Source organism: Microbacterium sp. SW12, from assembly GCF_055391095.1.
The window spans coordinates 1,864,098-1,885,061 of record NZ_AP024335.1; the positions used below are offsets into that span (position 1 = coordinate 1,864,098).

21 protein-coding genes, 1 tRNA gene and 1 pseudogene are annotated in these 20,964 nt (G+C 66.6%); 11 read left to right on the forward strand and 12 right to left on the reverse strand.

What is annotated here, in order from left to right; all coding sequences use genetic code 11:
- Nucleotides 1–8: 8 nt before the first annotated feature.
- Entirely contained in the window at nucleotides 9–1,211 is a 1,203-nt protein-coding gene (locus MICSW_RS09415) for a substrate-binding domain-containing protein (RefSeq protein WP_292733505.1), read from the reverse strand.
- Nucleotides 1,212–1,392: 181 nt separating this feature from the next.
- Here MICSW_RS09415 and MICSW_RS09420 point away from each other — a divergent pair, with 181 nt between their 5' ends.
- Both MICSW_RS09420 and MICSW_RS09425 read left to right on the forward strand, forming a co-directional pair.
- A complete protein-coding gene (locus tag MICSW_RS09420; RefSeq protein WP_292733487.1) occupies nucleotides 1,393–1,839 on the forward strand; it encodes a MarR family winged helix-turn-helix transcriptional regulator in 447 nt (148 codons plus the stop codon).
- Nucleotides 1,836–3,077 (forward strand): MFS transporter, encoded by a 1,242-nt coding sequence (locus MICSW_RS09425; RefSeq protein ID WP_464495408.1) that lies wholly within the window; start codon nucleotides 1,836–1,838, stop codon nucleotides 3,075–3,077. The genes MICSW_RS09420 and MICSW_RS09425 overlap by 4 nt, the downstream gene beginning before the upstream one ends.
- Before the next feature lie 226 nt (nucleotides 3,078–3,303).
- Here MICSW_RS09425 and MICSW_RS09430 read toward each other — a convergent pair.
- Nucleotides 3,304–3,379, reverse strand: a tRNA-Lys gene (locus tag MICSW_RS09430).
- Between the two features lie 123 nt (nucleotides 3,380–3,502).
- Here MICSW_RS09430 and MICSW_RS09435 point away from each other — a divergent pair.
- The 5 genes from MICSW_RS09435 to MICSW_RS09455 all read left to right on the forward strand — a co-directional run bounded on the left by MICSW_RS09435 (nucleotide 3,503) and on the right by MICSW_RS09455 (nucleotide 6,989).
- Nucleotides 3,503–4,324 carry an inositol monophosphatase family protein gene (locus tag MICSW_RS09435; protein WP_464498313.1) on the forward strand — a complete coding sequence of 274 codons (822 nt, stop codon included), beginning with the start codon at nucleotides 3,503–3,505 and terminating at the stop codon, nucleotides 4,322–4,324.
- Complete coding sequence (locus tag MICSW_RS09440) at nucleotides 4,321–4,902, forward strand: hypothetical protein (protein ID WP_228178059.1); 582 nt, start codon at nucleotides 4,321–4,323, stop codon at nucleotides 4,900–4,902. The genes MICSW_RS09435 and MICSW_RS09440 overlap by 4 nt, the downstream gene beginning before the upstream one ends.
- Before the next feature lie 151 nt (nucleotides 4,903–5,053).
- Nucleotides 5,054–6,064, forward strand: coding sequence for a metallophosphoesterase family protein (locus tag MICSW_RS09445; protein WP_464495412.1), 1,011 nt, complete (start codon nucleotides 5,054–5,056; stop codon nucleotides 6,062–6,064).
- A complete protein-coding gene (locus MICSW_RS09450; protein ID WP_292736201.1) occupies nucleotides 6,061–6,411 on the forward strand; it encodes a hypothetical protein in 351 nt (116 codons plus the stop codon). The genes MICSW_RS09445 and MICSW_RS09450 overlap by 4 nt, the downstream gene beginning before the upstream one ends.
- Complete coding sequence (locus tag MICSW_RS09455; protein ID WP_292736198.1) at nucleotides 6,408–6,989, forward strand: hypothetical protein; 582 nt, start codon at nucleotides 6,408–6,410, stop codon at nucleotides 6,987–6,989. Before MICSW_RS09450 ends, MICSW_RS09455 begins: the two co-directional genes overlap by 4 nt.
- A 1-nt stretch (nucleotide 6,990) precedes the next feature.
- Here MICSW_RS09455 and MICSW_RS09460 read toward each other — a convergent pair whose 3' ends face one another.
- On the reverse strand, nucleotides 6,991–7,521 hold the full coding sequence (locus tag MICSW_RS09460) for a hypothetical protein (RefSeq protein ID WP_292736194.1): 531 nt from the start codon (nucleotides 7,519–7,521) through the stop codon (nucleotides 6,991–6,993).
- Between the two features lie 56 nt (nucleotides 7,522–7,577).
- On the opposite strand from MICSW_RS09460, the gene MICSW_RS09465 reads away from it, so the two are divergent.
- On the forward strand, nucleotides 7,578–9,272 hold the full coding sequence (locus tag MICSW_RS09465; protein WP_292736191.1) for an ABC1 kinase family protein: 1,695 nt from the start codon (nucleotides 7,578–7,580) through the stop codon (nucleotides 9,270–9,272).
- 43 nt (nucleotides 9,273–9,315) lie between these two features.
- Nucleotides 9,316–10,638, forward strand: coding sequence for a flavin monoamine oxidase family protein (locus MICSW_RS09470; RefSeq protein ID WP_292727944.1), 1,323 nt, complete (start codon nucleotides 9,316–9,318; stop codon nucleotides 10,636–10,638).
- Nucleotides 10,639–10,653: 15 nt separating this feature from the next.
- On the opposite strand, the gene MICSW_RS09475 is transcribed toward MICSW_RS09470, so the two are convergent.
- The 5 genes and pseudogenes from MICSW_RS09475 to MICSW_RS09495 all read right to left on the reverse strand — a co-directional run bounded on the left by MICSW_RS09475 (nucleotide 10,654) and on the right by MICSW_RS09495 (nucleotide 14,374).
- Nucleotides 10,654–10,995, reverse strand: a complete 342-nt coding sequence (locus MICSW_RS09475; RefSeq protein ID WP_228178052.1) for a YciI family protein — start codon at nucleotides 10,993–10,995, stop codon at nucleotides 10,654–10,656.
- A 60-nt stretch (nucleotides 10,996–11,055) separates the two neighbouring features.
- Nucleotides 11,056–11,448, reverse strand: coding sequence for a sulfurtransferase (locus tag MICSW_RS09480; protein WP_464498316.1), 393 nt, complete (start codon nucleotides 11,446–11,448; stop codon nucleotides 11,056–11,058).
- Nucleotides 11,449–11,523: 75 nt separating this feature from the next.
- Nucleotides 11,524–11,856: pseudogene (locus tag MICSW_RS09485) on the reverse strand (sulfurtransferase); the annotation flags it as partial.
- Between the two features lie 37 nt (nucleotides 11,857–11,893).
- A complete protein-coding gene (locus MICSW_RS09490) occupies nucleotides 11,894–13,129 on the reverse strand; it encodes an IS256 family transposase (RefSeq protein ID WP_046746337.1) in 1,236 nt (411 codons plus the stop codon).
- Nucleotides 13,130–13,747: 618 nt separating this feature from the next.
- Nucleotides 13,748–14,374 carry a hypothetical protein gene (locus MICSW_RS09495; protein WP_228178050.1) on the reverse strand — a complete coding sequence of 209 codons (627 nt, stop codon included), beginning with the start codon at nucleotides 14,372–14,374 and terminating at the stop codon, nucleotides 13,748–13,750.
- Nucleotides 14,375–14,508: 134 nt separating this feature from the next.
- Here MICSW_RS09495 and MICSW_RS09500 point away from each other — a divergent pair, with 134 nt between their 5' ends.
- On the forward strand, nucleotides 14,509–14,688 hold the full coding sequence (locus MICSW_RS09500; RefSeq protein ID WP_228178049.1) for an excisionase family DNA-binding protein: 180 nt from the start codon (nucleotides 14,509–14,511) through the stop codon (nucleotides 14,686–14,688).
- A gap of 9 nt (nucleotides 14,689–14,697) precedes the next feature.
- On the opposite strand, the gene rhuM is transcribed toward MICSW_RS09500, so the two are convergent.
- From rhuM to cmtR, 4 genes are all read right to left on the reverse strand, one after another.
- Complete coding sequence (rhuM, locus tag MICSW_RS09505) at nucleotides 14,698–15,627, reverse strand: virulence protein RhuM/Fic/DOC family protein (RefSeq protein WP_228178048.1); 930 nt, start codon at nucleotides 15,625–15,627, stop codon at nucleotides 14,698–14,700.
- 112 nt (nucleotides 15,628–15,739) lie between these two features.
- Nucleotides 15,740–18,484 (reverse strand): AAA family ATPase, encoded by a 2,745-nt coding sequence (locus MICSW_RS09510; protein ID WP_228178047.1) that lies wholly within the window; start codon nucleotides 18,482–18,484, stop codon nucleotides 15,740–15,742.
- A gap of 251 nt (nucleotides 18,485–18,735) precedes the next feature.
- Nucleotides 18,736–19,491 carry a cation efflux transmembrane domain-containing protein gene (locus MICSW_RS09515; protein WP_228178046.1) on the reverse strand — a complete coding sequence of 252 codons (756 nt, stop codon included), beginning with the start codon at nucleotides 19,489–19,491 and terminating at the stop codon, nucleotides 18,736–18,738.
- Entirely contained in the window at nucleotides 19,488–19,844 is a 357-nt protein-coding gene (gene cmtR, locus MICSW_RS09520) for a Cd(II)/Pb(II)-sensing metalloregulatory transcriptional regulator CmtR (RefSeq protein WP_195691741.1), read from the reverse strand. Before cmtR ends, MICSW_RS09515 begins: the two co-directional genes overlap by 4 nt.
- Nucleotides 19,845–19,953: 109 nt before the next feature.
- Between cmtR and MICSW_RS09525 the strand changes: the two genes are divergently transcribed.
- Entirely contained in the window at nucleotides 19,954–20,259 is a 306-nt protein-coding gene (locus MICSW_RS09525) for a transposase (RefSeq protein ID WP_228178045.1), read from the forward strand.
- Nucleotides 20,260–20,964 lie beyond the last annotated feature (705 nt).

The window sequence follows — 20,964 nt, forward strand, 5'->3', positions numbered from 1 at the left end:
TCTGGGCCTTACTGCGCTTCGGCGGGGGCTACCGCGTCGGCAGGCACCGTGTCGATCAGCTCGGGAACGAAGCTGCCGCCGTCGGCGACGAGCTTGACCTGATACATCTCCTGCAGCAGCGCGTGGTCGCCAGCGCGCACCGTCAGCGTGCCCTTCGGACCGTCGAAGGAGTAGCCCTCGAGGGCTGCGATCATCGCGTCGACATCGCCCTGACCCTCATCGATCGCGTGCACGATCATGAGTGCCGCGTTGAAGCCGTCGGGGCTGAAGAGGTCGGGCGTGCAGCCGTCCTCTTCGAGCAGGCTGATCATCTCGGTGTTGACGGCGTTGTCGGGGGCGCCCGGGAAGTAGTAGTTCAGGAAGTTGATCTTCTCGGATGCCTCACCGTAGGCGCCGAACGTGGCGGAGTCACCGAGCCCGGTGACGACGGGAATCGCGTCGAGCACGCCCTGCTGGCTCATCGCCTGCCACATCGCACCCGAGGTCGCCCCAGCCCACGCGACGAACACGAGGTCGGGGTTGCCGGCGAGCACCTGCTGTGCGAACGGCGTGAACTCCGTGACGTCCTCGGCCACGAGCACCGAGTTGACCGTCGCGCCCTGGCCACCGAGGATCGTCTCGACCGCCGCGACGTTGCCCTGCCCGAACGCGGTGTCCTGTGCGAAGACGGTCACCGTCTTGCCCGAAATGTCGTCGAGGAAGGTGCCGGCGGTCGCGACATCCTGCGAGCTCTGGCGACCCGAGCGGAACGTGTAGTCGTTGATGCCGGTGATCGCGTCGGCAGCCGCGGGGCCGGAGATGTAGAGCACCTTGTTCTGGGCCGCCTGCTCGGCGACAGCGAGCGCAACACCCGATGATGCCGTGCCCGCGATGATGTTGACGCCGTCACCGATGAGTTCCTTCACGGCGGTCACGGCCTTGTCCGGATCGCCCGCGTCATCGCGGTATTCGACGTTGATGGTCGTCCCGTTGATCTCGTTCGTGCCGTCGGTTGCGTACGACATACCCGCGCGGAAGCCGCACAGGTACTGCTCGCCGTAGCCGGCAAGCGGACCGCTTTCGCTCGAAACGATGCCGACAGTGACCTCGGAGGGTCCCATCGTCTCGTCTCCACCGGCGTCGCCGCCGTCGGCCTGCGGCGCACAGGCCGCCATAACAAGGGCGCTGGTGGCGACCACCGTGCCCAGGAGCAACTTCTTCGTAACCCGCATGTGCGTGCCTTTCACCGTTGGAAGGGGGCATACCTGAAAGCTGATTCAGGTGGCACCTACAGTAGGCGACGGGCGAACAAGGGGCAAGTCATGGCTGCGGGATGCCGACATCCGTTACCGATTCGCGACCGGATCGGGATTACATGCCTGTGTTATATATCTGAGGTATATAGTCGAGATCGTGACAGACGCCGGCCCCATCGAAACGATCATCAGCGCGGCCTACTCACTGGGTCGCATCGCGGCGCATCGCACCGGCAACGACACCCCGGCGGCGCAGTGGCGGGCCCTTGCCACTCTCGAGCGCTACGGCGCGCTCCGGATCGGCGAGCTCGCTTCGGCAGCGCGAACGACACAGCCCGGGATGACGCGACTGATCGGCCAGATGGCGGATGAGGCGCTCGTGACCCGCTCCCCCGATCCCGATGACTCCCGGGCGACCGTGGTGCGCATCACCGCTGATGGACGAGCAGCGCTCGCGCGATGGCGGGCGCAGCTGAGCGAGACACTCGCTCCCCTCTTCGCCGATCTCACCGACGATGACCGCGCCGCGCTCGAGCGCACCGCTCAGCTGCTGCGCGAGCGCACGATCGATGTACCCCTCAACGCCTCAGGACGGAACCAATGACCGCATCCACCCACGCCCCGGCATCCGTCGCGTCGGTCTGGCGCCAGCCGGCACAGGTGTGGGCTGTCGCGTTCGCCTGTGTCGTCGCATTCATGGGAATCGGCCTGGTCGACCCGATCCTGCCCGCAATCGCCGCCTCGCTCGACGCGACACCCGTGGAAACCGAGCTGCTGTTCACCAGCTATCTGCTGGTCACGGGGCTTGCGATGCTCGTCACGAGCTGGGTCTCGAGCCGGATCGGCACGAAGGCCACCCTCATGACGGGGCTGGGGCTCATCGTGCTCTTCTCGCTCCTGTCCGCACTCTCCGGCAGCGTCGACGCCATCATCGGCTTCCGTGCCGGCTGGGGACTCGGCAACGCCCTATTCATCTCGACAGCCCTGGCGACCATCGTCGGCGCGGCAGCTGGCGGAAGCGGCGCGGCGATCGTCCTCTACGAAGCCGCCCTCGGACTGGGGATCGCGATCGGGCCGCTCCTCGGCGGTCTTCTCGGCGAGGTCAGCTGGCGCGGCCCGTTCTTCGGCGTGGTGGCGCTGATGGCGATCGCCTTCATCGCCGTCGCCGTGCTTGTTCGCGGGACCGGCGAGCGGCGAACCCCCATGCCGCTGTCGGCACCGATTCGCGCGCTGCGCACCCCAGCCCTTGCCGTGCTGGCAACGGCTGCCCTGTTCTACAACATCGGGTTCTTCATCCTGCTTGCCTTCTCACCCTTCCCCCTCGGGTTCGGTGCGATGGGGATCGGCCTGACCTTCTTCGGCTGGGGCGTTGCGCTGGCGATCACGAGCGTCTGGGTCGCGCCGACCCTCGCGCGACGGATGCCTCGCACCACGATCATGCAGGGCACGCTCGTGCTGCTTGCCGCGGACCTTCTGGCCGCGGGGCTGCTGGTCTCGTCGGCGGCGGCGCTTGTCACCTGCATCGTCATCGGCGGCCTCCTTCTTGGCGTCATGAACACGGTTCTCACCGAGTCGGTCATGGAAGCCACAGACCACCCGCGAGCCGTCGCGTCGTCGGCCTACTCTGCCGTGCGCTTCCTCGGCGGTGCGGCTGCTCCCCCGCTTGCCGCCCTGCTGTGGCACGCGTTCTCGGCGAGCGTGCCTTACTACGTCGCCGCCGTCGCGGTTCTGGTGTCGGGACTGATCATCCTGCTCGGGCGCGGAGCCCTTACCCGCATCGACGGTCACGTCGCCGATGTTCAGGAGGAAGGCGCGGCAGTGCTCATCGGAGACGCCGGCTGAGGCATCCTGCGCGCCAGATTCGCGCGAAGACAGAAATGCGGCCCGGGGAGAAACTCTCACCCGGGCCGCCTTCTTCGCGATTACCCGAATATCGTGAAGGTGTTGCTCTGATAACGAATCTACCTTTAGCGCCGGCTATGCGAACGCTATGTGAGAGCACTCTCACGCAAGGAGGACGCTGCAGCGGTGCGCGTCGAAGAACGAACACGAGACAGCACTGACGAGGTGGTGCACCCCCAGGGACTTGAACCCTGAACCCACTGATTAAGAGTCAGTTGCTCTGCCGATTGAGCTAGAGGTGCAGAGGTTTGCGACGCTCAGATTGCGCGGCGAACCGAGGGTCAACTCTAGCATCACGATTACGTCACCGAGAAATCGCGGGAGGCGCCGCCGCCTATCCTTGGTCTGTGAGCTTCTCTCCCGCGATGAACAGCTTTGACGCACCCTTCGACGGCGATCTCTCGACAGAGCTGAGCCTCGCGCTGCGGCTCGCGGATGCCGCTGACGCCGTGTCGATGGCACGCTTTGACGCCGCGGATCTCGACATCCGTGTCAAGCCGGATGCCACGTACGTGACGGAGGCCGATCTGGCGACCGAGCGGGCCATTCGCGACGTCCTCGAGGCCGAGCGTCCCGATGACGGGATCTTCGGCGAGGAGTTCGGATCATCCGGCAACGCCGCACGGGAGTGGATTATCGATCCGATCGACGGAACAGCCAACTACCTCAAGGGCATCCCGATGTGGGCGACGCTCGTCGCCCTCGCGATCGACGGCGTTCCCCGCGTCGGTGTGGTCAGTCAGCCCGCGATCGGGCGACGCTGGTGGGGCGCCACCGGGCTCGGCGCGTGGACCTCGACCCCCTCGGGCGAGGCGACTCGACTACAGGTTTCAGACATCGACTCCCTCGATCGTGCGAGCGTCAGCTTTCAAAGCATCGGCCAGTGGGACGAGGCGGGCCGCGTCGATGACCTCATCCGTCTGACCCGCGCCGTCTGGCGCGATCGCGGATACGGTGACGCCTGGCCCTACATGCTGCTTGCCGAAGGCCGCCTCGAGATGGTCGCCGAGTTCGGCGTGAAGGAATACGACATCGCTCCCTACGTGCCGATCCTGCACGAAGCCGGTGGCAGGTTCACTGCGGTCGACGGAACCCACACCCTAAGCGATCGGTCGGGCATCGCCACCAACGGCATCCTGCACGATGCCTTCATCGACCTTCTCCGTGGCGATGAGGCAGCGTCATGACCTCACGAGCGTTGCACACGACCCTCCTGGCTCCAATCCTGCTGGGCGCACTGGCCCTTGCCGCCTGCTCGACAGGTCCCGCACCCTCTCCCACACCAACGACCACAGAATCGGCCCCGCCAGCAGCTCCGGTCGAGACCCCGGATGCCTCCCCCAGCGCCACCGCGGAGGCGTCAGCACCATCGTGCGACACACTCATCTCCGCCTCGCTCGTCGACGAGCTCACCAGCTACGGCTGGACCTCGCGCGCCGACGACTTCCTCGTCGGCGCGACGGTCGTCGAGGGTGGCCTGCAGTGCACCTGGGCTGACTTCGACGGCCCAGCGACTGACAACCTGCTGGTCTTCGGCTGGGCCCCGATCGCCGCCAGCGAGGCAACGCGCCTGCAGGCCGACCTCATCGGTCAGGGCTGGCTGCGCGAGGACGGCGCCCAAGGCACCTACATCACGACAGACCCGCAATACGCCGTCGCGGTCGATGAGGACGGGTACGGGATGACCTACCTGTTCGGCGACGGCTGGGTGACTCTCGCTCTGACCAAGCAGGGTCTCGTGCTGATCGAACGACCCGACGCCTGAGCGCGGGCTGGAACTGCCGGGGCGCCCGCATCTGAGCTGTCAAGCCGCTCGTGCAATCCTCTGCGCTCTGGTGTGCTTGCCGCATGCCAGGTTCGATGCTCTCCCGCGCAGCACGCGGCGCCGTCGGACGCGCCCCGTCGACCGATGGTCGATGGTTCTCCACGTCGCCTACGGTGCGGGGGCTGGTGCTGCTGCCCTGGCGATCGGCGCCCAGAAGTCCTACGCCCTCGAGGGTACGGCGGGAATGGCCCTCGGCGGGTGGGCCGCTGCCACCGGCATCCTGCAGCAGGCAGTCGATGCGCCGGGGCTCGCGTGGGGTCGGCCCGGTTTCAAGGAGGTCGCCGCCAGCCCCGAGCGCTACCTGTTCGAACAGCGCGAGTTCATGGCCGAACACTTCAACACCCAGCCGACGCCCGGCCCCGTGGGCCACGGCTTCACCCAACACAACGTCGACTCGGGCGAGACCTGGTGGTCGGCCGACCTGTCACCGAACGTCCGTGGTTTCGGCCTCGACACGTGCAATCAGGTCGCGGGGCCCGACGGCGCGGTTCCCGAGGTGCAGTTCCGCTGGCTCGAAACGCAGCTGCAGCAGGCGCAGGCCGAGAACAAGCTCGTCCTGATCTTCAGCCACCACAACAGCCTCACGCTCGAGAACAAGGCGCAGCGCTTCGATGACCCGCAGAAGCTCTACGGCGCCGAGGAGTTCGTCGCGATGCTGCTGAAGTACCCCGTCGTGATCGGTTGGCTGAACGGCCACACGCACCTGAATCAGGTCCTCGCGCACGCGGACGGCGAGCGCGGCTTCTGGGAGATCACGACGGCATCGTGCATCGACTTCCCGCAGCAGCAGCAGGTGGTCGAGATCGTCGACAACCGCGACGGCACCCTGTCGCTGTTCACGACGGTGCTCGATCACGCCTCCCCCGCCGTTCCCGGTTCCAGCGGCAGCGTCGCCGACCTCGCGTCGCGCTCGCGCGAGTTCGCCTCGAACGACTGGGCAGAAAGCCCCATGATGCGCCGGGGCTCGCCGCTGGATCGCAACACCGAGCTACTCCTGAAGGCCCCGTTCGATCTGTCGCGAATCACGGATGCCGCGCTCGAGAAGCAGCACCTGACAGAGAACGCACGGATCCTGGCGTACGAGACGGAGCGTGGACTGTGAAGCGGCGACTGATCACGGCATCCGTGCTCGCGGCGAGCATGCTGGCGGTGGCCGGATGCTCGCAGGTCGAGGCTCTGGCACCGGTCGGCGGGAACCACCTGACCGAGGTTCGGTACGCCGCTATCGACATCCTGCTCGCGAAGAACATCGACGTCCTCGTCGCGCCGGTGTGTGAGCAGGACGGCGAGGCGGTGTCGTGCACGGGCGAGACGGCAGACGGCGAAACGATCACCGTCACCTCGCCCGCCGACGCGACCGACACGGTGACGGTGACGGTCGGCGACGAGACGATCTACAGCGGCAAGTACTGGGACATCCTGGATGACGCCGTGCGAGGTGACCTGTGAGCGCGTGGATGCTGCTCGGCCGCGCGTGGCGGGTGTGGGTCCCTGTCGCCCTGCTGAACACCGCGGTGCAGGTGCTGCTCGTGGTGCCGTTTGTCACGCCCGCGGCATCCGTCGTCTTCGTGCTGCTTGCGCTCGTCTCGCTCGCTGGAATCGTTGTCAGCGTCGCGCTGGTTGCGGCCGCGTTCCGGTCTGCGCTCGACGCCGGCAGGCGATGGCCGACCTGGGCGGAATGGCTTGCGGTGCTGCTGCTCACGGTGGCCGTCTCGGCGAGCGCTCTGACCGCGTCGTGGCTCGTGATTCCCGCGCTCGCGGTCGCTGCCATCATGCTGCCTGCCGTCTTCGGAGTTCCGCAGCGCACCGCGTGGGGCTTCGGCCTCTTCGCACGGGCGCCGCTGCGCGGCATCCTGCTGACCCTCATGACGGTCGCGCTGGTGGCGCTGCTGTGGTTCGCAGCGCTCATGTTCGGTTTCTTCGTCACCGGATGGGTCGGTGCCGCGCTGACGTGGCTGGTCTTCGGCCTGGTCGGGGCGTTCATCCTCGCGACGTGGTTCGCCACCCCGCGGCGCGACCGGGTCTGATCTAGCCGCTAACGGATGCCGACATCGAGCTGATCGACAGGTCGAACGCCCCGAACGGGAAGGGGAAGAGGAACCCCCACTCGCTGTCAGGGCTCCAGTCCCGAATGGGGAGGAGTCCGAACCAGACAAGCGAGACGACCAGCGACACCGCGGCGATAGCGAGGATCATAATGGTCGCGCGGTCGAGGATCCGCAACGCCGCCGGAACACTCTGCGCCCGTCGAATCACGAGAGTGAGCGCAACGATGAAGACCAGGACGCCAGCGACGATGACAAACGGGCTCGGCTCCAGCGTCAGCGAAATGCACTGCGGCACCGTGTCGGTCGGGTTGCCGTTCGAATCGATGTAGCCCCCGTCTGCCCCGATCCCGCCGGCACATGTGCCAGCGCTGCCTCGCGTGAACGTCACGTAGACCATGAGAGCAAGAGCCGTCACGGTAGCAACCCGGCGGATGGCGGCGATGATCTCCACACCGGGAAGAACTGATCCCGACGTGAGGGAGGTCGAGGTCGCAGCATCCGTATCGGTCATGGCCACACCGTAACCCGGTTGACCCGGGGCACCGCAAGACACGGAAGAATCGAACCGTGAGTTCGTCGCTGTTCGCGCCGCCCCGATTCTCCGACCTCGCCGCTGCGGCGGCGGGCGAGAAGCCCCTGACCTGGCGACAGCGTCGCGCCCGGTTCCGGCAGATCTGGGGTCTGGCCAGGCGCCACGGCCTCCTCCCCTTCCGCAAGCTCGACTTCAGCTACGACCCGGCGACAGCGGATCTCCGTGCGCGCCAGGCACGAGGGCTTCGCGAAGCGCTCGAAGAAGCAGGTGGCGGCTTCATCAAAGCCGGACAGCTCCTCTCGACACGCGACGACATCCTGCCGGCCGAATGGGTTCGCGAGCTCTCGCGCCTGCAGAAGGAAGTCAACCCCGCGCCGGCCGCACAGATCGAAGAACTCCTCGAGCGCGAACTCGGCGAGCGTCGCGGCCGCTTCGCAACCTTCGACGTGGAGCCGCTGGCTGCCGCATCCATCGCCCAGGTCCACCGGGCGACGCTGGATGACGGCACCGTCGTGGCCGTGAAGGTGCAGCGCCCCGGCATCCGTGCCCTGCTGGACTGCGACATCGACATCATGCTGCGCCTGGCTGGCTGGGCGACGCGTCGCATCAAGCAGGCCCGCCAGTTCGGTGCGCTCGACATCGCGAAGCAGTATGCCCAGGATCTGCGCAATCAGGCCGATTTCGCGCGTGAGGCAAGCAACCTCGAGAGCCTCGCCCAGTCGGCGCGGTCGGCTCGTGACGAGGTGCGCATCCCGCGGTTCTTCCCCGATCTGTCCACCGATCGCGTGCTCACGATGGAGTTCATCGACGGCGAGACGATCACCGCGCTGCGGCGGGAGGGGCAGACCGATGAGATCGAGGATGCCCTGCGCACGGTTCTGCGCAGCTTCTTGCGCCAGCTCGTGATCGACGGCGTCTTTCACGCCGACCTGCATCCGGGAAACGTCATCATCGACCCCGACGGCACGTCGACCCTCATCGACTTCGGGTCGGTCGGGCGGCTCGACCGGGATCTGCGCCAGACGGTGCAGGACCTCGCGATCGCGTTCCTGCAGGGCGACACACGCCGGGTCGCGGATGCCGCGCTGGCGATCATGCCGTTGGCAAACCCCGCCGACGAGCCCGGATTCCGGCGCGCGCTCGCGGAGTTCGTCACCCACGATCTCGGCAGCGGCTCCCGCATCACCCTCCGAACCATCGACAACGCCAGCGACCTGTTCACCCGCTATGGCAGCGCCCTCCCCGCAGACCTCGTCGCCGCCGGCCGCGCTTTCGCGATCCTCGAGGGGACCCTGCGCACTGCGGCACCGACGATGGATGTCATCGGCGAGTCCCGCGACGCAGCGCAGGCGCTCATCCTCTCCCAATTGCGCCCGCGGGCTCTGGCAGGGGCGATCGGGCGGTCCGCGCTCGGCGCATTCCCGCGCCTCCGGCGACTCCCCGATCGGATCGAGACCATCGTCGGCGATCTTGCCGACGGCAAACTCACCGTCAAGATCCGGCTGTTCGCCGACGATCGTGATCGCCGGGTCGTCACGGGCGTCATCCGTCGCGTCTCGACCGTGATCCTCGGCGGGATGCTGACTGTCGCATCGTTCGTCATGTTCGTGCTCCCGCCGTTCGAGGGAGGATCGCTCTCCCCCGTCGCCGCCGGGGTCGCACTGGCTATCGGAGCTGCCGCGTCTTTTGTGACGGCGGCGGTCGATGCGCTGCTGGGGCGCCGCCCCTGACATCCTGCTGCCCGCGAGCATCCGGACAGTGCAGAATCAGGGCATGGAACGCTTCGACACTGTTGTCATCGGCGCCGGGATTGCGGGGCTCACCGCCGCACGGCTGCTCGTGGCGGCGGGCCGCACCGTCGTCATCCTCGAGGCCCGGGACCGCGTCGGCGGACGCGTGCAGACCGATCGCACGGATGGTGAGGTGACCGATCTCGGCGCCTCCTGGATCCACGGCATCACCGACAGCCCCGTCGCCGCGGCGGCCGAGGCGTTTGGGATGCGCACGGTGGAGTTCACCGTCGGTGGCTACCAGCCCGACAGCCGGCCGATCGCCTACTACGGCCCGGACGGCGTGCGACTCTCGGATGCTGAGGCCCGCGCGTTTGCGGACGACGTGCACACGGTCGATGCGGCATTGCTCGCGGTGATCGCGGCATCCGCCCCTGAGGCTTCGTACCGGGATGTCACCGAGCAGGCACTGGCCGATCAGGGCTGGGACGCCGAGCGCACCCAGCGGGTGCGCGAGTATCTCGAGCACCGCGCCGAGGAGCAGTACGGCGCCTGGATCGAGGACCTCGCCGCCCACGGCCTCGACGACGACGCGATCGAGGGAGATGAGGTCGTGTTTCCGGACGGGTACGACGTGCTCGCGACGCGGCTGGCCGACGGGTTCGACATCCATCTCCAGCACGTTGTCACGAGCGTCGACTGGTCGGATGACGGCGTCGTCGTCTCAACCGATCGAGGCGTGTTCGAAGGCGAGACCGCGGTAGTCACGGTGCCGGTCGGTGTGCTGCGGTCGGACGAGTTCGTCATCCGCCCCCCGCTGCCCGAGCCGGTCGCGGGCGCACTCTCGCGCCTGACGATGAACGCGTTCGACAAGGTGTTCCTGCGCTTCCCCACGAAGTTCTGGGACGAGGGCGTGTACGCCATCCGTCAGCAGGGCCCCGAGAGCCGGGCCTGGCACTCCTGGTACGACCTGACAGCGTTGCACGGCACGCCGACGCTGCTGACGTTCGCCGCCGGCCCCACGGCCCGCGAGGTCGCCGGGTGGGATGCCGAGCGCATCGTCGCCAACATCCTCACGCAGCTTCGCCGGCTCTACGGCGATCGCGTCGTCGAACCGACGAGCGTTGCGATCACGTCTTGGCACGACGACCCGTTCGCCCGCGGCTCCTACGCGTACATGACGCTCGGGTCGACGACCGCCGACCACGACGACCTTGCAACGCCGATCGGCGGCGTGCTGCACCTGGCTGGTGAGGCGACCTGGACCGACGATCCCGCAACGGTGCCCGCAGCGATGTTCTCTGGCCATCGCGCCGCCGAGCGGATCGCAGGTCACGACATCCCGATCGACACGCTCTGGCGCTGACGCGGAAGCCGGCCCTCAGGACTCGGGGTCGTACTGGAACTCGCGCACTTCCTGCGGGCAGCGGCACGCGACCGCGATCTTCGCCGCCCACTCGTACGCCTCGGCCGCCGTCGGCACCTCGATAATCGTGTAGCCACCGAACAGGTCACCGGTGCTTGGATAGGTACCCTCAGTCACGACGCCCTCGCCGTCGACGGTCACCGGCGCGATGCTCTCGTTGACACCGCCACCGAAGACGTACACTCCAGCAGCCTTGGCCTCACGGATCACGGCGTGCGCGGCTTCCCCCACGGCTTCCCACTCGTCATCGGGAACCACCATGGCCGAACTCGGGAACGAGATCATGAACTTCGTCATGCGAGCAGTGTGGCACCGGGCGTGATCGCGATCCAGCCCCTTCGCTGCCGCGTCTGCTCCTCAGGCGCCCGGCTCGGCGCCCGTCGCGACCGGGCGGCCCGCCGTATTGGACCACTGGCTCCAAGATCCGGGATAGACAGCCACATCCAGGCCTGCCGCCGCACCGGCAAGCGCCGTGTGCGCCGCCGTGAGGCCCGACCCGCAATACGCAGCGACCGATGTGAGGTCGCTAACTCCGACACTCTCGAAAGCTGCGCGAATCGTCGCGGGTGGCGCGAAGCTCGCACCATCGAGCACCGCGTCTGCGGGCAGATTCACCGCGCCGGGGATGTGCCCGGCAACGGGATCGAACGGCTCAGATTCTCCGCGGTAGCGCTCCGGCGCACGCGCGTCGAGCAGTACTCCGCGCTGCGGCCAGGCTGCAGCCTCATCGATCGAGATGCCCTCTTCCACACCGTCGAACAAGATCGATCCTGGTTCGGGTGAAACGTCGCCAGTCTCGAGCGGGAGTCCAGTCGCCCGCCACGCCGACAGGCCGCCGTCGAGAACACGGATGTCGCTGACGCCGGCGCCGCGGAGCAGCCACCAGGCGCGCGCCGCGGACACCGAACGGAAGTCGTCATAGACGACCACCGCGTCTCCCGCGTGCAGACCCCAGCGGCGGGCGGCATCCTGCAGCGTCGCGCGAGATGGGAGCGGGTGCCGCCCCTCCGAGGGCGCACCGTGCGTGGCAAGTTCGGTGTCCATGTCGACGTATACGGCACCCGGGAGGTGCCCCGCGCGGTAGTCGTCCCGACCGTCTGGCTTGTCGAGACGGTAGCGCACGTCAAGAAGCCGGAGGCCGCGTCCGTTTGAGTGGTGGTCTTTCGCTTCGTTGCGATGATCAGCTGTCGTTAGTTTAGGCGGCGGTGATCTCGGGGAGTATCACCGCCTCGTCGATGGTGGGGGTGGTCGCGGTGAGCTCGGTCATGGAGGCTTCGGAGAAGTAGCGGCGGTCGGCGGCTTCCCATTCGTCGTGTTGCTCGACGAGGACGGAGCCGGCCAGGCGGAGCAGGGCGGCGTTGTTCGGGAACACGCCAACGACGTCGGTGCGGCGCTTGATCTCCCGATTGAGGCGTTCCAGCGGGTTCGTGGACCAGATCTGTCGCCAATGCCGGGCGGGGAACGCTTTGAACGCGAGGATGTCGTCACGGGCGTCGGTGAGCATCACGGCGGTCTTGGGGTGGACGCGCTCGATCATGCGCACGACTTCGTCGAACTGGGCATCGATGTGCTCGGCGTCGGGTTGGGCGAAGATCGTGCGGATCACGCTGGCGACCATCTCCTGCCGGCCCTTCGGGAGGGCGGTCAGGACGTTGCGCATGAAGTGGACGCGGCAGCGCTGCCAGGCGGCGCCCTGCAACACGGTCGCTGCGGCCTTCTTCAGTCCGGCGTGGGCGTCGGAGATCACCAGCTTCACCCCGCCCAGACCTCGTGTCTTCAACGAGCGCAGGAACTGCTTCCAGAACTCCTCGGTCTCGCTGTCTCCGACATCGAAGCCCAGCACGACCCGCCGCCCGTCAGCGGCGACGCCGATCGCGACGACGACCGCCTGGGACACGACACGGTGGTCGATGCGGACCTTGCAGTAGGTCGCGTCGAGGAACACGTAGGGGTAGGCGATGTCAGACAGCGAGCGGTCGCGGAACGATGCGACCTCGGCGTCGAGCCCTTGGCAGATGCGGGACACCTCGGACTTCGAGATGCCAGTGTCAGCGCCGAGCGCTTTGACGAGGTCATCGACCTTCCGGGTTGAGACGCCGTGGAGGTAGGCCTCCATCACGACCGCGAACAAGGCTTGGTCGACCCGGCGGCGCCGCTCCAGCAGCGACGGGAAGAACGACCCCTGCCGCAACTTCGGGATCCGCAACTCCAGATCCCCAGCCGTGGTCGACAGCACCCGCGGCCGGGAACCGTTGCGGGTAGTCGTGCGCTCGCTCGTGCGCTCGTAGGGGGCGGCGCCGATGAATGCGGCTGTCTCCGCGTCGATCAGCTCCTGGTAGAGCCGCTCGGTCGCGGCTCGGATGCGGTCGGTGGTGCCGGTGAGCTTCAGTTCCCCGAGCAGCTCGAGGAGGGCAGACTGGTCAAGAGCCATCGTGCGGTGTCGTCTTTCTGTGTGAGTTCTTGGTCGTTCTCACTGACCATCGCACGATGGCTCACCCCGTCGCGGTCACGACGCCGCGGGCCCGAAAGACCACCACCCCGCGGGACTCCAGGAAGCCGGATGCCGGGCCCCGCCTCGAGAAGATCGTGAAGTTCGTGGGCCGAGATGAGCGGGGAGCTAGGCATAGCAGGATCCTCGCATGCGCGCGAAAACGAAGAGCCTCCCGGACCAGCGCAATCGCACGGCCCAGGAGGCTCACTCCGACAGTGTGACAGCGGCTTCGGCATCCATCTTCTGTGTGCCGTGGTGGAGATGGGGGGAATCGAAAGAGGCTTTGGGCATGTGAACGACCCGCATTCGACGCCGAAAACCGCGGAATCCTGCCGCTGTCGAGGGCATGCGCCGACAGGAACATGCAAGAAGAATCGCCCACATTCACGGCAAATGCGGGCGATATGTGGGCGATCCGACGGAGGAGATTCTCAACATCGAATCTGTGGAGATCGGGGAGTCAACCGGGCCGCAAACGCCGCCGCGTGGCTGTTCCTCGCTCAGTCAAGGCTACGCCGCTCACGCTCGTGGATCCAGCAGGTCGCCGCGACGCAGAGGTCACATGCCCATCGAGGGGCCAGAGGAACGCGAGGGACTCGAGCCCGGCACGCGGTGGGGTCCCGTCATCCGTCGCTGCTCGTCCTGCTGCATGCGGTTGTAGGTCTCACGGGTGATCAGATCTGCAGCCAGCCCCTGCTGGCGCGCCCGAGCCATCATCCGGGTCGCAGTGCTGACGCTCACGTTGAGGTAGTCCGAGACGAACTTGAGCGGAGCGAGATTGATGGTGGATGCAATCCGGTAGAGGACGATCGCCTGGTCGCGAGCTTCGGTCGGCGTGCGATCGCTGTGTGCTCTCACGTCTGCGAGATAGGACGACAGCGGTTGGAACTCGCCGCCCTCTCGTGCGACCGTGACAATCCGGAACGCGGATGCCGCGACGAGCCACTGGACCCGCGCTTCGCGCAGCACCTGCGCCGTGACCTCATCGCCCTCGCCGACGCGGTCGACACGAACTGTCGCGGCTACCGCGCGACGCAGGGCGTCGTCATATTCGCCGTGGAGTCGGATGGCGCCAGGCACGCCGGGCTCACCCGTCACGATGACGTCCCAGGCAGTCGGGATGCTGATGCCATCGCCCACCTCGACTCTCTCGGGCGCGATCGACTCGACGACAAGTTCGGTCATGCGGCGAGTCTGCCATGCACAATTCCGGAGGGCAATGCGTGACGTGAAGAATTCATGTCGCGCATTGCTCAGTTTGGGTGTACGGTGTGCGCAAGTGCTGTCACACACTGCGCACAACCATGGGAGATGGAACGATGAACCAGACATCGACGTCGCTCGCGTTGACGATGAAGGCTGCTGCAGAACTCGTCGGCGTGGACTACCCCACGATCAAGCTCGGCATCGACAGCGGGACGATCCCGACTGTCCAGCTGGGTCCCCGACGGATGATCCCGAGAGCCGCGCTGCTGCGGATCTTCGGCGTCGAGCCCTGACTACTTGGGTCAGCCTTCGCCGGCGAGCATACTCACCAGAAGGGCGATCATCAGTTCCTTCTCTTTCGGGTCGCTCATCGCGACCATGAGCGTGATCGCTGCCAGCGCGTTGTTGGAGATCCGCGCCACGCCGCGCGCGTCGTCGAGCACCTGGTTGCGGGCAAGGAAGTGCACGAACAGCGCCGCCGCGCTGCGCTTGTTCCCGTCGGTGAGCGGGTGGTCCTTCACGACGAGGTAGAGCAGATTCGCCGCCTTCTCCTGCACCGTCGGGTATAGGTCCACTCCCCCGAATCCCTGATAGATCGTCGCCACCACACCGCGCAACGCGTCGCCCCGTTCGCCGCCGAACAGCGCGTCGGCCGGAAACTCCGCCCCGACTTCGTCGATCACCGCCCGCGCCTCGTCATAGGTCAGCGTCCAGGTCGGCACATCGCCGTCAACAACGGGTATCTCGCCCTCGTCGTAGTCGCGGAGCGCGCGCAGGCTCGGCAGGTAACGCGCGACGACTTCTGCGACGCCAGCAACAAGCTGGTCCGTCGAGCGTGACAGCACCTTCACAAGCGAGTCGAGCTCCAGGAGCCGGCGCTCGTTGGTCGCGATTCCCTTCAGCATGTACCGCTTGAGCACATCGGTCGACCAGCGACGAAACTCGACAGCTCGCGCCGAGTTCGCCCGGTACCCGACGGCCAGCACCACGTCGAGGCTGTACAGCGTCACGGGACGGTCGGAGGAAGCAATTTGCACTTTCTGCAAATTGCTTTCGGCATCGACCTCGGCATCGCGGATGATGTTGCTGATGTGACGTGAGACGCTCGATCGCGCGATCCCGAACAGCTGCTCGATATCGGCCTGCGAAGCCCACACGGTCTCGCCCTCCGTGCGCAGCTCGAGGGACACCACACCATCCGTGGACTCGAAGATCTCGATCGCCGACCTCATTCGCCTAGTTCACCACGAGCGGCCGACAACGCAGAACGATCGCACCGGGTCTGTCGCTCCGACATCTGACGCCCCGTGGTCGGCGTCAGCGCGACAATCAGGACCAGCACCGTCAGATCGACATCCCGCGCCCCGCGCTCGGCGCAACGTGAGGCCCGCGCGCGAAGGCATCGTGTCGATCTCGAACCTGCGCAGCCCGTTGCATCTCTGCCCGGGCTGCACGCACGGCATCCTGCATCGTCAACTCCGTGCTGCCGCGCAGCATGCAAGTCGCGACGTTCGCGCGCGCGGCGCGGCCGGTGTGTGCGACAGCGACCACCTCGTTGTGCTCGCGTCCACGGGTAAGGCCGACGTAGAGGCCGGCGGCGTCCACGTCAGGGCCGACGATCGAAGCATCCACCGTCTCGCCCTGTATGCCGTGCACGGTCGACGCGTACGCGAGTTGCACGTGCTCGAACGCGTAGTCGCGTGTGACCTTGCGCACATCCCCGCTGTCGTTGACGGATCGCAGCAGCAGCGAGTCTTCGGCGATCTTGCTGACGACCCAGGTGGCGCGATTCTCCACCCCCACACGACGATCGTTGCGGCGCGTCTGAACGGTGTCGCCGACGAGGATGCGCTGCTCCCCCATGCCCCACGCGAGAACGGTCGGGTCCAGTTCCCCGCGATCGACCCGCCGCTGCTGGATCTCGTCGTTGAGTGCGCCGGCGTCGCTATTGGCGCCGGTGACGAGCGCGACACGCTTGCCGCGCGCCTGCCATGCGAAGTAGGCGTCGATCATGTGCCGATGGGCATCCTCCGCATGGTCGACTCGTGTCAGGTGCCCGCGTTCGTCCAGTCGGCTCGCGATACGCGCCGCGTGCTCGGCATCGTCGGGATGCCGCAGCTCGAGCGTGAGGGCCGCGTACTCGGCATCCGCGAATCGGTGCACCGCGTCCAGCTCGACCGCGGCGCAAGCGTGCCGGACGGCGGCAGCCATGGCACCCACGTGTCCGACGGGGAGGGCTTGATAAGGGTCGCCGACCATGGCGACGCCGACACCGCGCTCGTGGGCGAGTTCTGCGAGCGCGTTCGCGACCTGCAGGTCGACCATGCCGGCCTCGTCGACGACAATGCGGTCCCGCGCGCGCAGGACGAAGCTCGTCGGGCCGTCGTAGATCGCTCCGGTAGCAGCATCCACGTCGCCGATCGACAGTCGATGCCAGGTTGTGGCACCCGCGGCATCCGTGCCCCACCGGAATCCGTGATCCGCGAGGAGCGCGTGGATGCTGGTTGCGGCCGCGCCGACCTCGCGCGCTGCAACCGAAGCCGCCTTGCGCGTGGGCGCGACGATGAGCATGCGTCGGCGTTGCGCGCTCAGCGCGCGAAAGACGACCCGCAGCATGGTCGTCTTGCCTGCACCGGCCGGCCCGGTGACGGCGACCAGGCCGTCGCTTCCGGCGATCGCGGCTGCGGCGACGAATTGCGCCGAGTCCAGTTGGCCGCACTCCCCACCGGCCTGCTTTCGCAGTTCGGTGGGGAGGAGGGAGCGTCCGGGCGTTGCGATTCGGTCGAGCCGGTGCGAGAGGAAGATCTTCGACCTCATCGTTTCGGTCGCCATGAAGACCTTGACGTGCGCGGGGGCGTCGGCCCCGCCTCCGAGGTCGACCGACTCGCGCAGCGCTCGTGCGGTGACGTCGTCGATCACCTGATCGAGGTCGGCACGCGCGGCGACGATTCCACTGCGTGAGAGCGCGCGGATGGCGCCGGCGCGCACGTCGAAAGCACTGAATCGCCCACTGGAGCCCACAGAGCGCCCGTCCGCGTCGACGATCGCCATCGCCGCGAGCAGGTCACGATCGAGCACCGCAGGATCGACGTGATCGAGTTCGACCGTGGCGCGCTCCTGGCGCAGGGTCTGATCGATCTCGGCGATCTCGTCGCGCACGACTGCTTCCCACGAGCCTTCATCGAGGCCCTGGGGCTTGTTCGGCCTCGACACCGCCCACGCGCGCCGATCGATCTGCGTCAGCGCGTCCATGCTGGGCGCGGACCCGCCGTGAGCAGACGTCCATTCAGCGATCAGGCGTGCACGGTTGGCTTCGATCTGCGCGGACCGACGAGACAGCGGGCGCACGGTAGCGGCCAGCTCAGCGATCTCGCCGTCGATCCCGATCGTGTAGCCGTGGCGGGCCAGCGCTGCGATCCACTCAGGATCGGTGCGCGCAGCAAGCTCACCTTCGGCATTCACAACGGTGTGCAGCTTCATCGCGACTCGGGAGTCGACGTTCGACCACCTGCCGTCGGCGCCGAGCACCTTCACGTTGAGCCACAGATGACGATGGATGTGCGGGTCAAGCGCGCGCGAACGGCGGTGCTGCAACTCGACAACCTCGAGCCGGGTGCTGTCTTCGCGGATGAGCCCGTTGTGTCCACGTCGGGCATTGAGTTGCCGCTGCCAGGTGAGGAGCACTTGGTCTCTCAGCCGGTCCTGCAGCGCTTCGAACTCTCGTGCGAGCCCAGGATGCAGAAGCGCGGCGATGCTGTAGGACTTCGGGTGATTGATCGTCCCGTCGAGCACCAAGTCAGCGTCGGGACTCAACCGCTGACGGCCTCGTTCCTCCCCCGTGATCGGATCGTGGCCGGTCAGCCATACGCGGAGTCCACCGGCGGTCAACTCGTCGCTCGAGATGGCACCGTTCTCCACGATGAATCTCGATACGGTCGCACCTGAGACATCGCTGTAGTTCTCGAGCGCTTCGACACCGTAAAGGTGCGGGAGGTGAGCATCGCAGGTGCCCTCCATCGCGTACGCGATCGCGTGGCGGACCCCGCGCGAATTAGCACCCCGTTTCCAACGCTCCAGGCCACCTCTCATGGCGCCAGGGTACGACCGGTTTTCTCGATTATCCAGGGATTTTTCCGAAGTGTAGCCAAGTGGCGGCGGATGCAGATTTGTGCATGCGGACCGGCCGCGGTCATCCCGTGATGCCTGCGTGCATCGTCATTCGCCAGGTGATCAGTTCGATGCTCGTCTTCGCCGTTCGGTCACCTCGTCGCGGCACTGCGTCGCGATGTGTCGGAGCCCCCTGTCTCGCAGCGGCGAGTCCGTTCGGAAGCCTAGAGCGATCATCTCGCGGTCGCGTTTCGGTAGCTCGGCAGCGGGGAGGCCCACTCATTGCTCCAGCGAGGTGCCCGCAGTCGCCCGGAGCAGGGCGGGCACTCCATCGGCCGGGCAATAGCAACGCGGCACTGGGACGACGCGGATTCGAACGGTGATTCGATGTCGCCGCGCCAGGCCTCGATTCCCTCGCGCATCGCGAGCGCAGCGATGATCAGTGCGGCGATCGAGTCGGCCCACGTCCAGCCGAAGAGCGAGTTCAGCAGCAGGCCGATCAGCACGGTGCCGGACAGGTAGATGCACAGCAGCAGTTGCTTGGCGTCTGCCTGGACGCTCTTGGACCCGAGTTCGCGGCCGGTCCGGAATTGGAACCACGCGAGTGCGGGCATGACGACAAGGCTCGCGACCGCGATACCGATGCCAAGCGGGCTGTGCTCAACCGGTTCGACGCCGGCGAGGGCGATGATCGCGTCGACGGTGACGTACACGGCAAGCGCGAAGAACGCGATGCCGATCGCCCGGACGGTCGGCTTCTCCCACCGTTCGGGATTCTTCCGGGTGAACTGCCATGCCACCGCCACGGCCGAGAGGACCTCGATGAATGAGTCCAGACCGAACCCGATCAGCGCAGCCGACGACGCGGCCGCACCCGCAGCGACCGCGATAATGCCCTCGAGGATGTTGTAGGTGATCGTGAACGCGACGATCAGTCGCACCCGCCGGTGCAGCGTCACGCGGCGATCAGCCGTGATCGCCGCGCTCATTGGACATCCTGCACACAGCAGCCAGGAACGGTACAGGCCGGGTCGATACACGGTGCGCTCTCGTCCACCGCGAGCGTCACTTCGAGCAACGAGGTCAGCGCGTGGGAAAGATGCGGATCGGCGATCTCGTACCGGGTCTGCCGGCCCTCAGGCTCGGCGACCACGATGCCACAGTCACGCAAACACGCCAGGTGGTTGGACACATTTGACCGGGTCAGCTCAAGCTCCCGCGCAAGCACAGCCGTGTAGCTTGGCCCATTCAGCAGAGTCATCAGGATCCGTGAACGCGTCGGGTCCGCCATGGCCCTGCCGAGCCGGTTCATCACATCCACTCGCGTGGCAATAGTCAGCACGCGATGACTATACAGTTTGTGCTGACCTATAACGTAGTCGCACTTCAGCCGGCTGGCAGAGTGAATCGGCTGCACTTTCGTTCCGTTCTTCAAGCAAGGATGGAACTCGATGAACAGGAAGTACTCGCCGGAGATGCGTGAGCGTGCGTTGCGGGTGTTCGCCGAGGCGCGGCCGGAGCACCCGAACATGATGAGCGCGGTCCGTCATGTCGCCGGTCTGCTCGGGATGAGCCCGGAGACGCTGCGCCTCTGGCGGCGCCGCTACGAGGTCGACGCCTGCACCAAGCCAGGCGTCTCGACCGACGCCGCTCAACGGATCAAGCAGCTGGAGAAGGAAGTCTCGGAGTTGCGGAAGGCGAACGAGATCCTCAAGGCTGCGAGCGTGTTTTTCGCGAAGGAGCTCGACCGCCCCTGACCGAGACGATCCGGTTCATCGACGAGTACCGGGATCGCTTCGGGTCGAGCTCATCTGCCGTGTCCTGCGACCGGCAGTGCAGGGCTTCCTCACCTCCCGCGGCTACCGCGCGGCGCGAAAGACCGCGCCCCGTCGGCCCGACAGCTGAAGGACGAACTGCTGGTGCCGGAGGTCGCGAGGCTGCATGCGGAGAACTACGGCGTCTATGGGCGCCGTTCACCACGCGGTCCGACAAGACGACGCCGCTGCCGAGTGATCTCGTGAACCGAGGGTCCAGACACCTCCGTCTCCAGCTCTTCCCAAACTCTTCCCAAGCGGCCGCTGGAACAGCAAGAACTGCGGAATCTCGCGGGAGAGCTCCCGATTGAGAAGCGCGATCCCTTCGTCTTTGAAATCTCAAACGGCCAGATTAGCGCTAGTTTCCGTCGTCGAGCGTGACCGAGCAATGCTCTGAAATGTCGGAAAGGGCTTTCATGGCGGAGACGGAGGGATTTGAACTCTGAAGGTTCGACATTTCCAACATTTCGACGGCCACAGTCCCGCATGATTCCGCGGAATCACTGCATTCCACGCTGTGCTCAGTGACGGTCGTTTGCGGTCGATTCTTCCCAAACGTTTCCCACGTGCCGGAGCCGTTCGGGCGAGCGATCCCGGGGATGTGCGGCCAGGCTACCACCCGCGTCGATCACGTCTCCGGCCACTCAG